At 47.9% G+C, this 17,547-nt stretch carries 16 protein-coding genes; all 16 read left to right on the top strand.

Features of this window, described 5'->3' with window-relative positions; genetic code table 11:
- Positions 1–28 precede the first annotated feature (28 nt).
- Positions 29–358 (top strand): DUF952 domain-containing protein, encoded by a 330-nt coding sequence (locus ABIC22_RS07445; RefSeq protein WP_127539142.1) that lies wholly within the window; start codon positions 29–31, stop codon positions 356–358.
- A 50-nt stretch (positions 359–408) separates the two neighbouring features.
- Entirely contained in the window at positions 409–996 is a 588-nt protein-coding gene (locus ABIC22_RS07440) for a DUF1572 family protein (protein WP_354485893.1), read from the top strand.
- 29 nt (positions 997–1,025) lie between these two features.
- Positions 1,026–1,607 carry a histidine phosphatase family protein gene (locus ABIC22_RS07435; RefSeq protein WP_354479789.1) on the top strand — a complete coding sequence of 194 codons (582 nt, stop codon included), beginning with the start codon at positions 1,026–1,028 and terminating at the stop codon, positions 1,605–1,607.
- Positions 1,608–1,680: 73 nt separating this feature from the next.
- On the top strand, positions 1,681–2,406 hold the full coding sequence (gene pxpB / locus ABIC22_RS07430; protein ID WP_354485892.1) for a 5-oxoprolinase subunit PxpB: 726 nt from the start codon (positions 1,681–1,683) through the stop codon (positions 2,404–2,406).
- The gene (locus tag ABIC22_RS07425; protein ID WP_354479786.1) at positions 2,403–3,431 is read left to right on the top strand and encodes a 5-oxoprolinase subunit C family protein; all 1,029 of its coding nucleotides are present in this window, start codon (positions 2,403–2,405) and stop codon (positions 3,429–3,431) included. Before pxpB ends, ABIC22_RS07425 begins: the two co-directional genes overlap by 4 nt.
- Complete coding sequence (locus ABIC22_RS07420) at positions 3,428–4,192, top strand: 5-oxoprolinase subunit PxpA (RefSeq protein ID WP_127539145.1); 765 nt, start codon at positions 3,428–3,430, stop codon at positions 4,190–4,192. The genes ABIC22_RS07425 and ABIC22_RS07420 overlap by 4 nt, the downstream gene beginning before the upstream one ends.
- A gap of 64 nt (positions 4,193–4,256) precedes the next feature.
- Entirely contained in the window at positions 4,257–4,715 is a 459-nt protein-coding gene (locus ABIC22_RS07415; RefSeq protein ID WP_354479783.1) for an NUDIX domain-containing protein, read from the top strand.
- 319 nt (positions 4,716–5,034) lie between these two features.
- Positions 5,035–5,451, top strand: a complete 417-nt coding sequence (locus ABIC22_RS07410; protein WP_354479781.1) for a pyridoxamine 5'-phosphate oxidase family protein — start codon at positions 5,035–5,037, stop codon at positions 5,449–5,451.
- Between the two features lie 473 nt (positions 5,452–5,924).
- A complete protein-coding gene (locus tag ABIC22_RS07405; RefSeq protein ID WP_354479778.1) occupies positions 5,925–8,171 on the top strand; it encodes a bifunctional 2',3'-cyclic-nucleotide 2'-phosphodiesterase/3'-nucleotidase in 2,247 nt (748 codons plus the stop codon).
- Positions 8,172–8,382: 211 nt separating this feature from the next.
- Positions 8,383–9,426, top strand: a complete 1,044-nt coding sequence (locus ABIC22_RS07400; RefSeq protein WP_354479776.1) for an EAL domain-containing protein — start codon at positions 8,383–8,385, stop codon at positions 9,424–9,426.
- Positions 9,427–9,654: 228 nt separating this feature from the next.
- Positions 9,655–11,748, top strand: a complete 2,094-nt coding sequence (locus ABIC22_RS07395) for a methyl-accepting chemotaxis protein (RefSeq protein ID WP_354479773.1) — start codon at positions 9,655–9,657, stop codon at positions 11,746–11,748.
- A 140-nt stretch (positions 11,749–11,888) separates the two neighbouring features.
- Complete coding sequence (locus ABIC22_RS07390; protein ID WP_354479770.1) at positions 11,889–13,181, top strand: arsenic transporter; 1,293 nt, start codon at positions 11,889–11,891, stop codon at positions 13,179–13,181.
- Positions 13,182–13,825: 644 nt separating this feature from the next.
- Positions 13,826–14,755 carry a phosphate ABC transporter substrate-binding protein PstS family protein gene (locus ABIC22_RS07385; protein WP_127539151.1) on the top strand — a complete coding sequence of 310 codons (930 nt, stop codon included), beginning with the start codon at positions 13,826–13,828 and terminating at the stop codon, positions 14,753–14,755.
- 114 nt (positions 14,756–14,869) lie between these two features.
- A complete protein-coding gene (pstC, locus tag ABIC22_RS07380; RefSeq protein ID WP_236146679.1) occupies positions 14,870–15,805 on the top strand; it encodes a phosphate ABC transporter permease subunit PstC in 936 nt (311 codons plus the stop codon).
- Positions 15,806–15,807: 2 nt separating this feature from the next.
- Complete coding sequence (gene pstA, locus ABIC22_RS07375) at positions 15,808–16,695, top strand: phosphate ABC transporter permease PstA (protein ID WP_095291810.1); 888 nt, start codon at positions 15,808–15,810, stop codon at positions 16,693–16,695.
- 12 nt (positions 16,696–16,707) lie between these two features.
- Positions 16,708–17,463, top strand: a complete 756-nt coding sequence (gene pstB, locus ABIC22_RS07370; RefSeq protein WP_095291715.1) for a phosphate ABC transporter ATP-binding protein PstB — start codon at positions 16,708–16,710, stop codon at positions 17,461–17,463.
- Positions 17,464–17,547: the final 84 nt, after the last annotated feature.

Below are 17,547 nucleotides of genomic sequence, written 5' to 3'. Positions count from 1 at the left end.
TAGAAGAGATTGATAAGGAGGCGGCGCAATGATCTACAGCATTATTTCTCAATCGGTATGGGAACAGGTATCCAAGGAGAGCGTGTATGCACCGGATAGTCTGGAAACGGATGGATTCATTCATTGCTCTACCAAAGAGCAGATTCCATGGGTAGCTGCGCAATATTATGCAGGGCGTACGGATCTTCTGCTGCTGGGTATTGATGAAAAAACATTGAAGCCAGAACTCGTATATGAAGACCTGTATGAGTTAAATGAACTGTTTCCTCATATTTATGGAGAGCTTAATCTCGATGCGGTGAAAAAAGTGATTCCTTTTCCGCCGAATGAAGAAGGCGTACTGGTATTTCCCGAATAAAGCAAGCCTTGCACTCACTATGGATATAGAAAGGTGTTGGCCAATTGGATATGAATATGAATCAGGCATTTTTGGAGACAGCCGAGAAGCAATTTCTGTATTATAAGCAGCTCGGAGAGAAGGCTATGGACCAGCTTGAGACTGAGCAATTATTTCAGGCATGGCATGAGGATGCCAACAGCATTGCCGTCATTGTGAAGCATCTGTGGGGTAATATGTTATCCCGCTGGACGGATGTGCTCACAAGCGATGGAGAAAAGCCTTGGCGAGAACGGGATGCGGAATTCGTCAATGACATCTCTACACGTGAAGAACTGCTGGGCAAGTGGGAAGAGGGCTGGAACTGCTTGCTGAGTGCCATTCGTTCTTTTGCGCCGGAACAACTCTCACAGATCATATACATTCGCAATGAAGGTCATACCGTCATGGAGGCTATTACACGGCAATTGGCGCATTATCCGTACCATGTGGGACAAATTATTTATGCAGCCAAAATGCTGAAAGAAACACCATGGACCAGCCTTTCCATACCAAGAAATGGGTCAGCAGTATACAACGGCAGCAAGTTTGCCAAACCAAAAGAACGCAGACATTTTACCGCGGATGAGTTAGACACGGATGATCAGCGGCATGATTAACCTTACTATAGAACAAAGAGAGGGACACTATGACACAGTTTGCATTAATACGTCACGGAAGCACAGCTTGGAATAAGGAGAAACGGTCTCAGGGACAGACGGATAATCCGCTGGATCAGGAAGGGAGAGAACAGGCGGTTTTGCTTGCGGAAAGGCTGAGTTCTGAATCGTGGGATGCCATCTATGCCAGCGATCTGGGGCGTGCACATGAGACGGCGAAGATTATCAGTGAACGGCTGGGTATAAGTGAGATTCATCTGGACCCAAGGCTGCGTGAGATGGGCGGCGGTCAGGTGGAAGGAACAACTGAGGCAGAACGTATAGCCAAATGGGGCCCAGAATGGAGCACTCTTGAGCTGGGACGGGAAGCTGCAGAAGCTGGGACGATGCGCGGCAGTGCTGCGATCGAGGATATATGCAAAGAGCATCCTGATGGGAAAGTGATTGTGGTCAGTCATGGGGCCATTCTGCGTAATACCCTCCGAGGATTGGTGCCTGCGCTTGATGTCAGTACGAAGTTGTCCAATACCTCGATTACCCGGCTTGAAAAGAAAGCTGGATCCTGGGCCTGCGAATTATACAATTGCAGTGTCCATCTGAATCCGAAATAGAACATGATCAATCCTAAACTTACCAACAGGGGGAGATGGCGTGAGCAAAATCAAGTATGTATGGACAGAAGAGATGCTGTCTCCACTGGGTGAGGCTGGAGTGATGATTCGTTGCGGAGATGCAATATCGGATGAAGTTCACCGCAGAGTGATCTCGGTCTGTGCTTGGCTGGAGGAAAATTCCTTTCCGGGTATGGTGGAGTTGGTTCCATCATTCGGGTCGATTGCACTGTTTTATGATCCAATGGATGTTGCAGAATTTACTCGATCGGCTTCAGGGAAAGGAGCAAGTGAATCTTCTCCATATCAACAGGTGTGCAGGATGTTATTGTCCCGGTTAGAGATGCTTGAAGAATCCGTACATAATCAATTCAGAACCATTGTGATTCCAGTTTGCTACGGAGGTCCATTCGGGCCTGATCTGGAGTATGTTGCGAATGAAAACGAACTGACCCCAGATGAGGTTGTTGCGATTCATACATCCGGGGAATACCTGGTCCACATGATTGGATTTGCACCGGGATTCCCCTACCTTGGCGGATTACCCAAGCGGATTGCTACACCCCGAAGAGCAACTCCGAGGCTGAGAGTGGAAGCCGGGACCGTCGGAATCGGCGGCGAGCAAACCGGAATATACCCGGTAGCCACTCCTGGTGGTTGGCACTGCATCGGACGAACACCTCTGAAGCTGTTTCGTCCTGAACATGATCTGCCGAGCCTGCTTCAGGCAGGGGATCGGGTCCGGTTTGAAGCGATAACGGAGCAGGATTACATGGAGTGGAAGGAGGGCGAAGGATGAGAATGGAGGTCATTCGCCCAGGCCTGTTGTCCACCGTTCAGGATGAGGGAAGGTACGGATATCGACGGCATGGTGTACATCCGGGTGGAGTCATGGATACATTTGCAGCAGGAACAGCCAATATGCTAGTGAATAATCGCCGTAATGCAGCTGTGATGGAAATAACCATGACGGGCCCTGAGCTTCGATTTCATGAAAATAGCCTCATCGCTCTATGTGGTGCAGATCTGTCGGCAACCGTGGATGATCAGCCGGTTCCCCTGTGGCGTCCGGTCGCGTTAATGGCCGGAAGTGTATTGAAATTTGGGCGATGTCGTTCCGGATTGAGAGCATATCTGTCCATTGCTGGTGGGATAGAGGTAAATGAGGTCATGGGGAGCCGAAGTACGGATCTGAAAACAGGCATTGGTGGCTTGAAAGGCAGAGCTTTGCGGGCAGGAGATATTTTATCTGCTGCGGAGGCATCTTGGGAAGCACGAGCCATGCTCCATCAATTGCTGGAACAAGCGAATTTGGAGAAAACACAAATGAAGGGGCCGATATGGCACCTATCCAGCAGAGAATGGCCTTTCTATCAGAAGGATCCAGTGATCCGTGTGATGGCGGGTACGGATACCTCCAAGTTTACCAGGGAAAGCCTGGAACGATTGTATAATGAACAATATGTGATTGCTCCTCAGTCGGATCGGATGGGATATCGATTGGAGGGTTCAAGGCTGGAGCTTGAACAACCCATGAGCCGGTTATCAGAAGCCGTAACCTATGGCACAGTTCAGGTCCCAGCAGATGGTCAGCCCATCATCCTGATGGCAGATCATCAGACCATTGGAGGATACCCAGTGATTGCACAGGTAGCCAGGGTGGATTTACCGGTATTGGCACAGGCAAGACCCGGGACACGAGTTGCTTTTCAGCCAATTACACATGACAAAGCACAGCAGTTGTTCCTGGAGCAGGAACGGGGATTACAGCTGTGCGCTGCATTCATCCGCAGAAGATTGACCGAAACGGGGGATCGCCAATGAAGACGGTAGATATCAATTGTGATCTGGGCGAAAGTTATGGTATATACCGAATGCCGTGGGATGAAGCGGTTTTGCCGCTGATCACTTCGGCCAACATTGCTTGCGGATTTCATGCAGGGGATCCGGCTACGATGCGATCCACGGTGGAAAAGGCGATGGAGCATCAGATTGCGATTGGAGCACATCCGGGATTGCCGGATATGCAGGGTTTTGGCAGGAGAAGCATGGATATAACCCCGCAAGAAGCCTATGACATGGTCGTTTACCAGATCGGGGCACTGGATGCCTTCGTAAGAGCATCCGGTGGATGCATGCATCATGTGAAACCGCACGGCGCGTTATACAATATGGCTGCGGAGAATATGATGCTTGCTGAAGCTATTGCTCAGGCGGTTTACAACGTAAGGCCAGAACTATACCTGTATGGACTTGCGGGCAGCGCGCTCATTGAGGCGGCGGATCGTACCGGTCTGCGCAGCGTAAGTGAAGTGTTTGCAGATCGGACTTACGGTGCGGATGGTAAATTGACGCCCCGCAGTCATGCAGGAGCAGTCATTGGGCAGCCAGAACAAGCACTGGCTCAAGTGCTGCGCATGGTGAATGAAGGTATCGTAGTGTCCACGGAAGGCATAGCGGTTCCCCTCAAAGCGGAGACCATATGCATACATGGTGATGGGGAGCATGCCCTCTCTTTTGTAAGAGAAATCCGCAGAGTACTTGAAGCTGAAGGGGTAATTCTATCGGCTGCAGGTCATGCTTGAGAATGGGTCGGTACCGGAACCCTCCGAGATAGATACATATGAATGAATTGGAGTCGATGAACAAATGAAACCGATACGAAATTCCGCAAAGGCGGTTATTGTACAGAATGGAAGGCTGCTTGTCATCCGTTTGGAGGATCAATATGGTACAGCTTATGTTTTCCCGGGTGGAGGCCAGGAGAAGGGCGAAGAATTGAAGGATGCGGTTGCCCGCGAATGTCTGGAAGAGATTGGACAGGCCGTGAACGTAGGCGAATTGCTTCATATCCGGGAATACATCGGGAAGAATCATGAGTTTGCCGAATGGGATGCTGACATACACCAGGTTGAATTTTATTTTGAATGCAGTCTGAAGGATATAAATGCCACAGTATTTGAAGGCTCCAACCCGGATGACCATCAGGTTGCGGTGGAATGGATTGCGCTTGAAGATCTGCCTTCCGTCCGTTTGTATCCCCAAACGATTGGCGAATTGCTGCTGAAACGTGAACCATTACGGATTTATCTTGGGGATATCAACTAATAACCTTTCCAATATTGTCACGTTTACGAACGGATTCATGGATTCACCATAGGTGGGGTGGGTACACTATAAGTACAGGCTTTTATGTCACAACAAACTTAATAGAAGTGGAACATAGAATTACACGATAACGGAACGGACAGAAGAAACCTGAAGAAGCGAAGCGGTCGCCTTTATCACTGGATTTTTCCTTTGCGAAAAGGGAATAAAAAAAATCTGGGGATAACAGCGATCGGAAGGTTGTTCTGTCAGTGGAGTGCTTACGTGTAATCACAGTAAGTTCTGCTTATATATCCCCAAACCGGAAGGAGCATGTCCCATGAATAAGACGGAACTAGAACAAAACATTGTAAAGGCATTGGAAAACAACCCTTTTTGCAGCTTCTCAACCGTGGAAAATGGTAAACCGAAATCCCGCTATATGGCGCTTTTCAATGATGGTATGAATATTCACTTGGCGACGAACCGCCGCACGCATAAGGTAGAGGAGCTTGAGAACAACCCTAATGTCAGTCTTTTGCTCGGCTATGAGGCGGGTGGCTCCAAAGAAGTGGTTGAGATCGAAGGAACCTGTGAAGTAACCAAAAATGAAAACCTGCGTGAAGAAGTGTGGAATGATGAACTGAAAGCATGGTTTGACGGACCGGACGATCCGAATTATGTCATTTTGGATATTACACCAGTACGCATTGAATATACAGGCAAGGACCATGAGCATCAGGTGTGGGAACAATAAAGCAACCGAATGAAGTGCTCTTTGGGAGCGCTGAATAATCGGATATATCTTGATGGACATATAAACCGTGAGGCTGCAGAGCTTCGCGGTTTTTTGCTGGCTGATGAACAGGCTGAAATGGATACATATGTAAGTCCTATGTAATATACGTATTTAACACGTTTAGTAAACTATATATTAACAAAAAAAGAGAGAATAATGTCGAAATCCCGCATGATTATGTAAAGTTGGATTCTTATGTGCGGATAATGTAAAAAATAATGCTTTTCAACCACGCCTCATTGCGTTATGATTTGGAATGTAAACGATACGCACAGATATGAATAGATGTTCATGTGAGATAAACTAACCTGAATTCAGCTGGTGAAGACCATGATTTCAGCACGCACAACCCATGAAATCTATGCTATTTCTGCGCCTATTCGTTTGCACACTATGGCATGATTCAATGTACATAACCGGGAGGGGTTATTTTGAAAAAGAACAAAAAAGTATTATCAAGCCTGACTGCCGCTTTGGTTGCATTAAACGTGCTTGCAGTATTTCCGGTACCTGTATCGGCTGCAGATGCTGCCAAAGTAAAATTGCGGATCATGGAAACAACGGACATTCATGACAATCTGCTTAACTACGACTACTACTCCGATAAAGAGACCGATCAATATGGACTCGCCAAAACAGCTACGCTGATCAAAAAAGCCCGTGATGAAGCGAAGAACAGCCTCTTGTTCGATAATGGTGACCTGATTCAGGGTAACCCGCTCGGAGACTATGTAGCCAAAATCGATCCACTTCAAAAGGGTGAGACTCACCCTGTATATAAAGCAATGAACCTGCTCGATTATGATGCCGGTAACATCGGAAACCACGAGTTTAACTATGGTCTGGATTTCCTGGACATGACGCTGGAGGGCGCCAACTTCCCTTATATTAATGCGAATGTCTATGTAGATGACGGCGATGACGATGAAACGAACGACAAGAATTACTTCACTCCCTATGAAATTCTGGACAAAAAAGTAACGGATGAGAGCGGTAAAGAGCACACGATCAAAGTGGGTGTTATTGGATTCGTACCGCCACAAATTATGCAGTGGGACAGTGCTAATCTGGAAGGCAAAGTCATTGCCAAGGATATTATTGCTACAGCCAAGAAATTCATTCCACAAATGAAGGCTGAAGGTGCAGACATTATCGTTGCCATTCCTCACTCCGGTTTTGAAGATATCCCTCAAACGGATCTGATGGAAAATTCGGTGCTGTACCTGAGCCAGGTAGAGGGCATTAATGCGATTCTGTTTGGACATGCCCACAAGGTATTTCCAAGTGCTGATTTTGAAGGCAAAAAGGGAGTAGATCTTGAAAAAGGCACCATTAATGGCGTTCCAGCGGTGGAGCCAGGCTTCTGGGGTGATCATCTCGGAATCATTGATCTTGATCTGGAGCTGGTGGATGGCAAGTGGAAAGTGGTAGATTCCGCGACAGAAGCACGTCCAATCTATGACACTGCGAACAAAAAGCCATTGGTTGATGCAGATCAGGAGATCATCGATGCGGTTCATGAAGAGCACGAAGGTACGCTTGAGTATGTACGTGGTCCGGTCGGAGAGACAACGGCTCCAATCAACAGCTTCTTCGCTTTGGTACAGGACGATCCATCCATTCAGATCGTGACGAATGCTCAGAAATGGTACGTGGAGAAACACATGCAAGGAACCGAGTATGAAGATATCCCGGTATTGTCTGCAGGAGCTCCATTTAAAGCAGGCGGTCGTTCAGGTGCTTCGTACTATACGAATATCCCTGCAGGCACCATCGCGATCAAAAACGTAGCTGATCTGTACGTATATCCGAATACGGTACATGCCGTTATGGTTAACGGTGCTGAAATCAAAGAATGGCTGGAATGGTCTGCAGGCCAGTTCAATCAGATCGACCCGGCTAAGGGTGGACAGCAGCAGCTGATCAACATGGATTTCCCGACGTACAACTTTGATGTTATCGATGGTGTAACGTATCAAATCGATGTGACTCAGCCTGCCAAATACGATTCCAAAGCAACCGTGGTGAATGCATCGGCAAGCCGGATCAAGGACCTGAGCTTCAATGGCAAACCGATTGATCCGGAGCAAAAGTTTATCGTGGCAACGAATAACTATCGTGCTTCTTCGTCCAAACTGGCCAATCCGGATGGTAAACGTATCGTTTTGGCAGCACCGGATGAGAACCGTCAAGTCATCATTGACTACATCCGTGATAACAAAACAATCAATCCGGCTGCAGATGGCAACTGGTCACTGGCACCAATTAAGCCTTCTGCAAGTGTAACTGCAGCAGCGCTGAACGATCTTGAAGTGGTGTTTGCGTCTTCTCCGGATGCCAAAGCGCTGGTTGAAGCTAACCCGGCAATGTCGTTCATTGGTACGGATGACGAAGGTTTTGCCGAGTATGGCTTGAAATTGACTGGAGAAGCCGCGGTGACTCCTGAACCGGGAACGAAGCCTGCTCCAGCACCAACACCTGCCCCAACACCAAAACCAGAACCGCAACCTGAGAAACCAGCAAGTGGCAAAGTGGTATATGTGGTGAAAAAAGGGGACAACCTGTACCGCATCGGCTTGAAATATGGTGTGGACTGGCGCAAGCTTGCCACAGCCAACAAAATTTCAAATGTACATCAATTGAAAGTTGGACAGAAAATCGTAATTCCCGCTTCTTAATATAAAGCGGATGATGAAGGCCGACAGTCAACAGACTGGCGGTCTTTTTTTCTGCAAAAATGTTTAGGACTGTAGCAAAAACGTTCATACCGGAAGTCATCAAAACACTAGAGATTAATTTTATGACCCATGCTATAATATTTACAAACTTTGGGTATATACCATTTAACATTAATTGAAATAGAAACATAAACCGGCAAGGGGGTTCTACATGAATTGCAGTGGCTGCAGTCCAATCTATCCAATTGAGGATCAAGGTACTCTGTATCTGCGTCCCGTTTTCCCCGTTTTGCTGGAATTGCTGAGAACGTTGGGTGTGCATGTTGAACATTCGGATGAAGCGATATGGATGACCTATACGAATGCTGAATCTGTACAAAACTGGCTGGAAGCGATACAGAAGCTCGAAGCCATCCGCCCGGAATCGATTACAGTACAGGTAACTCCAATGCATGAACAGGCGGATCAAGCAGGCTGGATTAGTCTTCAGATGATGAAATCTCGATTCAAGCATGCTGATCTGGTATCGATTATTTTGAACAACCAATTCAGCAGTCATATGCAGCCTATTGTTGATGCAAATGAACAGATTGTCGGATTCGAGTTTTTGCTTCGACCTTCCGAAAATGGCACGCCATTTAGCCCGTATAACTTGTTTGAGGTTGCCCGGGACACGGGTTTACATTCCTTTTTGGATCGGACCGCAAGAATCACAGCAATCGAAACAAGTGCAGCCTTTTTGCCTCATGGTGTTAAGCGCTTTGTGAATTTCCTGCCCTCCTCTATATACAATCCTGAGTTTTGCCTGATCCATACGTTTGAAGCGATTGAGCGCTTGGAACTGGACCCCAAGGATTTTGTGTTTGAAGTTGTGGAAACGGAACAGATCCAGCATATGTCCATTCTCCAGCATATTTTTTCGGTGTATCGTTCCCATGGAATGTCGGTTGCACTGGATGATGTCGGGGCAGGGTATTCGACCATTGAATTGATGAATCGGCTGGAGCCTGATTTTGTCAAAATTGATCGCAGTCTGATTGATCAGTGTGATCGTGACCCGGTGAAACAACAGCAAATTATCGATATTGTGGAGATGTCACGCCGATTCGGGGGACGTGTGCTTGCTGAAGGCATCGAACGCATGGAGGAATTTGATTTTTGCCGTTCCATAGGGATCGAGCTGGCTCAGGGATATTACTTTGGCAAACCGTCGGCCAAACCGCCGCAGGGTCCATATCGGCAAACATCTGCCTAGATAAATGCCTTTTTAATATGTACATATAAACAAGTCACTTCCAATTAGCGGAGTGGCTTGTTTGACATGCCATGTAAATTTTTGTAATCAAATAAATTTGAACTTAAGCCGATATATAAGATAGCCCTATCGATAGGATTTGGTGTGAAGAGAAGGGTTGAGATAGACATGGAGAGGGTCCTACATACAAATAAAGAAGGATTGAACTTTCTAGAGGGGGAAAAGCAGATGGGGGAGAATCAGGACCAAGGGCAAGCGAAAAAAGCTGCCAAACCAGTCAAACAGAAAGAAAATAAAGCAAAAAAGAAGAACAAGAAAAAGGGCTTTGTCTGGAGTATACGAAATAAATTGCTGGTATCCTTTCTAGCCGTATTGCTGGTGCCCAGTTTGATCATTGGAATGATCACACTGTTGATTGCCGATCGCACGGTGGAAGGTCAACTGATGGATAGTGCCAAACAAAGTGTAAGCACGACGAATTCAATTATTGAAACCCATGTCAATGCGAAGATTCACGATATCAATTATTTTGCCGATTCCATTCGGACGGACATGCTTAGCGGGGATAGTGGCCTTTCTGAATTGGAAGTGAAATTACAGCAGTATGTCGGATTGCATCCTGATGCGTTGAATATATTTGTAGGAACTGAAGATGGGACCATGGTTAGGGGGAAAGAAAAAACCGGCAGTGCACAAGGGTCCAACTATGATCCAAGGGAGCGGGAATGGTACAAGCTGGCGATGGCCAACCCGGGCAATCCCGCTGTGTCAGCCGTGTCCAAGAATACGGATGGAGTAACGGTTGTGTTTATCTCCAAAACACTGGAAGATCAATCTGGTGTAGTAGGTCTGTCTTTGGATCTAACGGAACTTAGCGAACAGGCTTCCATTAAGGTGGGCAAGGAAGGGTACGTTATTATCATGGATCCGGAGAGAAATTATATCTCCTCACCTGTGGTGGAATCTGGCACACACGAAACGTCAGAGGCTTTGGACCCCATGTTTGCAGAACAAGAGGGATCGTTCGATTACACCTACAATGGTGATTCCAAAATGATGATCTTCTCCACTAATGAAGCTACGGGCTGGAAGATTGGCGGAACGATGTTCCAAAGTGAATTGTCCCATGCCAGTAAAGACATTCGTATGGCAACCTTAATCGTCATTCTGGCTGCGACCTTCCTTACGCTAATATTCATTATCTGGTTTACACGCTCCATGCTGCGTCCAATCCGGCGTCTCCAGGAGTCTGCTCGTGCGGTAAGCAAAGGGGATCTGACGGTCAAGATGGAAACCGGACGAAAAGATGAAGTCGGTGATCTCGCCAAGTATTTTGAGCGGATGGTAGATAACCTTCGAATGATGATTCTGGGTGTACAGGAGACGACGGAGCAGGTATCGGCTTCCTCTCAGGAATTGTCGGCGAGTGCGGAGCAAACGACCAAAGCCATTGAGCACTCGACACTTTCCATTCAGGAACTTGCGGAAGGTGCAGAGCAGCAGGTGAAGAGCGTGACCGACGGATCGAGGCAGATGAGTCGTATGGCCGAAGATGTCCGCATGATGTCTGAACGTGTGCAATCCATTACGCAGAACATGCGGAATACATCCGGAGCAGCTTATTCCGGTAATGAAGCAGCGGGACAGGCCATAGATCAGATGAGCAGCATTCAGGAGACGGTGGAACAGCTGGCTGTGGTAGTTCAGTCCTTGAATGCGCGGTCCACAGAAATTGGAAACATGGTTAATGTCATCGCCACCATTTCCAAACAGACCAACCTGCTTGCACTGAACGCGTCCATTGAAGCGGCGAGAGCGGGGGATGCTGGTCGTGGATTCGCAGTGGTAGCAGGCGAGGTTCGGAAACTGGCGGAAGAATCCGGCAGCTCTGCAGCACAAATCGGTGAACTCGTTCATAATATCCGTCTGGATATGGATGCCGCCATGGATGCCATGACGGCTGCCCAGACCCGGGTAGAGGATGGCATTCAGGCCGTAAATACTTCAGGAGAGTCATTCGCACAGATCCGTGTGGCCGTTGAAGATGCAGCCCATACGCTCGATGATCTGTCTCAAACAACGAAGCAGCTGGAAGAAGGAGCGGCTCGTGTTGCCCAAGCCATGAATGATATTTCTGTCGTAACCCAGGAGAGTGCTGCGAATACGGAATCCGTATCGGCTTCCTCTGAGGAACAGCTGGCATCTGTAGAAGAGATTGCGTCGTCATCAGCACATCTGAACAGTATGGCGGAACAATTGCAGGGCCTGCTGGGCATGTTCAAAATGGTGGAAGATGCGCCGAAAAATAAGGACCAGGCATAACCCGGTGATATTACTTGTTCATAGAATAAAATAAAGATAGACAATCCTCCTGTTGCCCTGTATAACTATATCGTTGGTTTTTCTCTTAAATTGCGGTGTATTTATAATAGTAGTTATAGGGTGAAGGTACAGGAGGATTTATGACATACGTAGCTATACTAATCTTTGTATTAACCGTTGCGCTGGTGATCTGGCAGCCTCGTGGACTGGGTATTGGCTGGTCTGCTTCAGGTGGAGCCGTGCTCGCCTTGCTATGTGGTGTCGTCAGTCTGAATGATGCCTCCGATGTGGCATCCATCGTATGGAATGCAACACTGGCATTTGTCGGCATCATTATGATTTCACTGATTCTGGATGAGACCGGGTTCTTCGAATGGGCTGCACTTCATATGGCGAGACTCGCTGGAGGGAATGGACGCAGACTATTCATCTATTCCATATTGCTCGGAGCAGCAGTGTCTGCTTTATTTGCCAACGATGGTGCGGCGCTTATTCTGACTCCGATTGTTCTCGCCATGGTGCGTGCGCTGAAATTCGATGAACGCATGGTACTTGCATTTGTCATGGCAAGCGGGTTTATTGCCGATACCACGTCACTGCCGCTGATTGTCAGCAACCTGGTGAATATTGTGTCAGCCGATTATTTTGGAATTACGTTTGTGGAGTATGCTGTGCGGATGATTGTTCCCAATTTCTTTTCCATTGCAGCGAGTACAGGAATGCTGTATCTGTTTTATCGTAAAAGTATTCCCCATCGCTACGACATCTCCGCCGCTCGCGATCCCAAGGAAGCCATTCGCGATCCGCGGATGTTCCGTATTGCCTGGTATATGCTTGCGCTGCTTCTGATAGCTTACATCTCCAGTGAGTTTCTGCCGATCCCGGTATCGGTTATCGTGGGCGCCGTCGCTCTGCTATTTGCCATATTGGCACGAAAGAGTGAAGCAGTTGACCTGAAACGTGTTGTCAAGGAAGCACCTTGGTCCATTGTGGTCTTCTCGGTAGGCATGTACATTGTTGTATACGGACTGCGGAATGCTGGATTGACAGATCATCTGAGCCGCTGGCTGGATGCCATAGCAGAGCATGGCCTGCTGGCTGCATCGGTGGGCATGGGATTGATCGCAGCAGTATTATCGTCGGTGATGAACAATCTGCCAACCGTGTTGATTAACGCACTGGCGATCCAGGATGCACATACCGAAGGCATTGTTCGAGAAGCGTTGATCTATGCCAACGTGATTGGATCTGATCTGGGTCCCAAAATGACGCCGATCGGTTCGCTGGCCACATTGTTGTGGCTGCATGTATTGTCTCGGAAGGGTGTAAAGATTACGTGGGGATATTATTTCAAGGTAGGTGTAATCCTGACGATCCCGACATTGTTGATTACCTTGGCTGGACTGGCCCTGTGGCTATGGATTTTGAATTAGTAGAAAGGCTGCTTTTGCTCTGGTGCCCATGCACTTGAGAAGAGCAGTTTTTTTATTTTCTTCTATATATGAAGTTTAAATATATTTAACAAAAAGTATTTACATTAGACCAGCCTTTTATTGGCTGTTTCTTTTTATTTTCTCACCTCTCCCAGGCGATGGATTGAAACGTCTGGAAGCGACCAAACAACACCGAAGCAGTGGAGGGGATGGATCGATTCTGAAGAAGCGAAGCATTCGCCTGCTGCCTGGAGTTTTTAACATTACATTGGAACGGAGAGGACAGCAATAATCTGTAGAAGCGAAGCGCTCGCCTTTATCACCGGATTTTTACCAAAGGGAAAAATTAATGAAATCCGGGGATAACAGCGATCGGAAGATTGTTCTGTCAGCGTAGTGGCACTATGTAATTTCCGTGAGGCCGAGCCAATACAGCGTTCGGAAGAACGATCCGGAACCGGAAAGGTCGCTTAGGGTGTTGTTTTGCCTTCCATTTATTTCAAAACACCGCCCACAATTTTAACATTGCGTTTACAAAACATTGATTTTGAGATGACATACCGAAACTACAATGATAAAAGAGTTGATGGTGAACAAACAAATTCACAAAACGCCATCACTACATTGGGGGAGGAAAACAAAACATGTTTAAAAAGTTGCCGTTTATTTTGATGACCTTAACGTTCGTACTGGTACTCGCAGCATGCGGATCCAAAAATGATGCTGGTACAGAGGGCGCCGCAAGCAATGGTTCAGGATCAGGCGAAGCTGCTGAGCTTAGCGGAAACATCCTGGCTGTTGGTTCAACAGCACTGCAACCTCTGGTAGAGCAAGCTGGACAAAAATTTATGGCAGTTGATGAATATAAAAATGTAACAGTGCAAGTGCAAGGCGGCGGTAGTGGTACGGGTTTGACACAAGTATCCGACGGACAAGCCACAATCGGTAACTCCGACGTATTTGCAGAAGAGAAGCTGGAAGACGAAGCAAAAGCAAAAGAACTGGTTGATCACCAAGTAGCAGTAGTAGCTATTGCACCAGTAAGCAACAAAGATGCAGGTGTTGAAGACCTGACGAAGCAACAACTGATCGATATCTTCTCCGGTAAAATCACGAACTGGAAAGATGTTGGCGGTGCAGATCAAGCCATCGTTATCGTTAACCGTCCTAGCAGCTCCGGTACTCGTGCAACATTCGAGAACTTCGCTCTGGGAACGAAAGTTGAAGATATTCAAGGATCCATCCAAGAAGATTCCTCCGGTACAGTGAAGAAGCTCGTGTCCGAGACTCCAGGAGCAATTGGTTACCTGGCCTTGTCTTACCTGGATGACAGCCTGCAAGTTTTGAAATACGAAGGCGTTGAAGCAACGGTTGAGAACGTAGAAGCTGGAACATATCCAGTGTGGGCTTACCAGCACATGTACACGAAAGGTGAGCCGGATGCAGCTACAAAAGCATTCCTCGACTACATGCTGAGTGATGAAATTCAACAAACAGACGTAACGGAACTGGGTTACATTCCGGTATCCGGCATGAAAGTAAAACGCGATGCAGCAGGTAACTTGACTCAATAATCTTTGAACTTGCTCATACAGCGAGAGAGGCGGACTAAGGTCCTGCCTCTTTGCGCGGTTTGAACTGAAATAATCCCATATTTTACATTACTCTATTATAGAAGGATGGTTGTTATGGAACAGACCGAAGGGGGAACGGTAATGAACAGCAAGATCAAGTCACGCCGACCCTTGAGAGAGAAACATTTCTGGGAAGAATGGACAGGACGGATCTATACGTCGATTTGTGTCGTATTGTTGATCGTTGTCATGTTCTCCATCGTTTATTTTGTGGCGTCCAAGGGTCTCTCCACCTTTTTTAAGGATGGTGTGAGCCTGAGTGAATTCCTGTTCGGCAAAACGTGGAGTCCATCATCAGAACCAGCAGCCTATGGAGCATTACCGTTCATCACCGGTTCCTTCACAACCACCCTGCTGGCCGCTTTGATTGCAAGCCCGCTCAGTTTGTGTGCGGCACTCTTTATGACGGAGATCGTGCCGGGTAAAGGGAAAAAGATACTGCAGCCTGCCATTGAATTGTTGTCCGGTATTCCGTCTGTCGTTTACGGTTTTATCGGTCTGAGTGTTATCGTGCCTTTATTGCGCAGCATCTTCGGCGGAGCCGGCATCGGGATTGCAGCCGGATGTTTGGTTCTATCCGTAATGATTCTGCCTACCGTAACAAGCATTATGGCCGATGCTCTGTCTGCTCTGCCCAAAGGTTTGCGTGAATCGTCCTATGCTCTGGGCGCTACGCGCTGGCAGACGATCTACCGCGTTATTATTCCAACGGTTCTGCCAGCCTTGCTGACAGGGATCGTTCTGGGTATGGCTCGTGCCTTCGGTGAAGCACTCGCTGTACAAATGGTTATCGGTAATGCACCGCATGTACCGACATCCTTGCTTGAATCAGCTTCTACATTAACAAGTGTAATCACCCTGAGTATGGGTAACACCACAATGGGTTCGGTTCATAATAATGCACTCTGGAGTATGGCGCTTGTCCTGCTTGTGATGACGTTTGTATTCGTCATTCTGGTTCGTTTGCTCGAAAGGAGAAACCGGGTATGAAAATGAAGGCGAAAACGGTCGATAAAATTGCTACATCCGTCATAGTTGTTTTAGCCTTGTTCATCGTGGTATTGCTGCTCGGTTTGCTGGGATTCATCCTGTTCCGGGGAGTAGGGCAAATCAACTGGCACTTCCTGACGAGTGCGCCGCAGCTGCTCAAAGGGGGCGGCGGGATTGGACCGCAGCTCTTTAACTCCATCTTCCTGTTGATCTTAACGCTCATTATCACCATTCCGCTCGGTTGGGGCGGAGGAATCTATATGGCGGAGTATGCGAAGCCAGGCAAGATTACAAGTTTTATCCGATTGGTTGTTGAGGTATTGTCCTCCTTCCCGTCGATCGTTATCGGTTTGTTTGGTCTCTTGTTGATTGTAAATACGTTCGGCCTCGGCTTCTCCCTGATCTCGGGTGCCATGGCGCTCGCGATATTCAACCTGCCGCTCATGGTACGTACAACGGAGCAGGCGTTCCGGGCCGTTCCGAAGGAACAGAAGGAAGCGGGCCTGGCACTGGGTCTGTCCAAATGGAAAATCATCACGTCCATCTTGCTGCCTGTGGCGCTGCCAAGCTTGATTACAGGTACAATCCTGGCTTCCGGCCGGATCTTCGGTGAAGCGGCAGCCCTGATGTTTACGGCAGGGATGAGCAGTCCGCCGCTGGACTTCACGGATTGGAATCCGACAAGCCCAAGATCGCCGCTTAACCCATTCCGTCCGGCAGAGACACTTGCCGTTCATATCTGGAAAGTCAACAGTGAAGGCATTGGGCCAGATTCCAAGGAAGTAGCAGCCGGAGCATCTGCGGTGCTTGTTATCCTTGTACTGGCGTTCAATCTGAGTGCGCGCTGGATCGGCCGGGTTGTATACCGCCGCATGACAGCTTCGAAATAAGGAGGAACCAACATGGCCATACCTTTTGGTACGGAACAGTTAAGCATATATTATGGGCATTTCCAGGCAGTCAAGCAGATCAGCCTCGCGTTTCCTGAAGCCAGCGTTACAGCGCTGATCGGACCTTCCGGTTGCGGTAAATCCACGTTTTTGCGGTCCCTCAACCGTATGAACGATGAGATTTCCGGTTCCCGCACAGAGGGGCACATCTGGATGGATGGTAAAGACCTGAACGAGCCAGGCACCGACGTGATCAAATTGCGCCAGAAAATCGGCATGGTGTGGCAGAAGCCAAACCCATTTCATAAGTCCATCTATAACAATATCGCGTTTGGCCCCCGCTACCGCGGTATCAAAGGCAAGAAGGCACTGGATGAAATCGTGGAGAAAAGCTTGCGCCGCGCCGCGCTATGGGATGAAGTGAAGGATCGACTGAATGAGTCCGCCCTGTCTCTCTCTGGTGGACAACAACAGCGTCTGTGTATTGCCCGCGCATTGTCTGTTGATCCTCAGATTTTGCTGCTCGATGAGCCGGCATCCGCGCTGGACCCGGTATCAACGGGGAAAGTGGAGGAACTCATTTCCGAGCTTAAGAAGGATCTCCGAATCGTAATCGTAACCCATAATATGCAGCAAGCAGCACGCATCTCGGATTATACAGCGTATTTTTATCTGGGAAGCATGATTGAGCACGGGGATACAGAACATATCTTCACCAACCCCGACAACCGTTTGACGCAAGAGTACATTATGGGACGTTTCGGTTAAGGAACGTGTATTACATTGGATGGAGTATAATATAAAGCAATAAACAGAGAAGAAAGCATAACTCCCGAACAACAAAGTTTGGGG

Source organism: Paenibacillus sp. PvP094, assembly GCF_040546835.1.
In the GTDB taxonomy this organism is placed as follows: Bacteria; Bacillota; Bacilli; order Paenibacillales; family Paenibacillaceae; genus Paenibacillus; species Paenibacillus illinoisensis.
The sequence above is the reverse complement of the archived record's forward strand: the minus strand, read 5'-3'. Positions and strand labels throughout refer to the sequence as shown.

Bases quoted from the DNA above. Each gene is read 5' to 3' on its own strand.
- ABIC22_RS07445 (WP_127539142.1), top strand. From the start codon at position 29: ATGATCTACAGCATTATTTCTCAATCGGTATGGGAACAGGTATCCAAG.
- ABIC22_RS07440 (WP_354485893.1), top strand. From the start codon at position 409: ATGAATATGAATCAGGCATTTTTGGAGACAGCCGAGAAGCAATTTCTG.
- ABIC22_RS07435 (WP_354479789.1), top strand. From the start codon at position 1,026: ATGACACAGTTTGCATTAATACGTCACGGAAGCACAGCTTGGAATAAG.
- pxpB (WP_354485892.1), top strand. From the start codon at position 1,681: ATGCTGTCTCCACTGGGTGAGGCTGGAGTGATGATTCGTTGCGGAGAT.
- ABIC22_RS07425 (WP_354479786.1), top strand. From the start codon at position 2,403: ATGAGAATGGAGGTCATTCGCCCAGGCCTGTTGTCCACCGTTCAGGAT.
- ABIC22_RS07420 (WP_127539145.1), top strand. From the start codon at position 3,428: ATGAAGACGGTAGATATCAATTGTGATCTGGGCGAAAGTTATGGTATA.
- ABIC22_RS07415 (WP_354479783.1), top strand. From the start codon at position 4,257: ATGAAACCGATACGAAATTCCGCAAAGGCGGTTATTGTACAGAATGGA.
- ABIC22_RS07410 (WP_354479781.1), top strand. From the start codon at position 5,035: ATGAATAAGACGGAACTAGAACAAAACATTGTAAAGGCATTGGAAAAC.
- ABIC22_RS07400 (WP_354479776.1), top strand. From the start codon at position 8,383: ATGAATTGCAGTGGCTGCAGTCCAATCTATCCAATTGAGGATCAAGGT.
- ABIC22_RS07395 (WP_354479773.1), top strand. From the start codon at position 9,655: ATGGGGGAGAATCAGGACCAAGGGCAAGCGAAAAAAGCTGCCAAACCA.
- ABIC22_RS07390 (WP_354479770.1), top strand. From the start codon at position 11,889: ATGACATACGTAGCTATACTAATCTTTGTATTAACCGTTGCGCTGGTG.
- ABIC22_RS07385 (WP_127539151.1), top strand. From the start codon at position 13,826: ATGTTTAAAAAGTTGCCGTTTATTTTGATGACCTTAACGTTCGTACTG.
- pstC (WP_236146679.1), top strand. From the start codon at position 14,870: ATGGAACAGACCGAAGGGGGAACGGTAATGAACAGCAAGATCAAGTCA.
- pstA (WP_095291810.1), top strand. From the start codon at position 15,808: ATGAAGGCGAAAACGGTCGATAAAATTGCTACATCCGTCATAGTTGTT.
- pstB (WP_095291715.1), top strand. From the start codon at position 16,708: ATGGCCATACCTTTTGGTACGGAACAGTTAAGCATATATTATGGGCAT.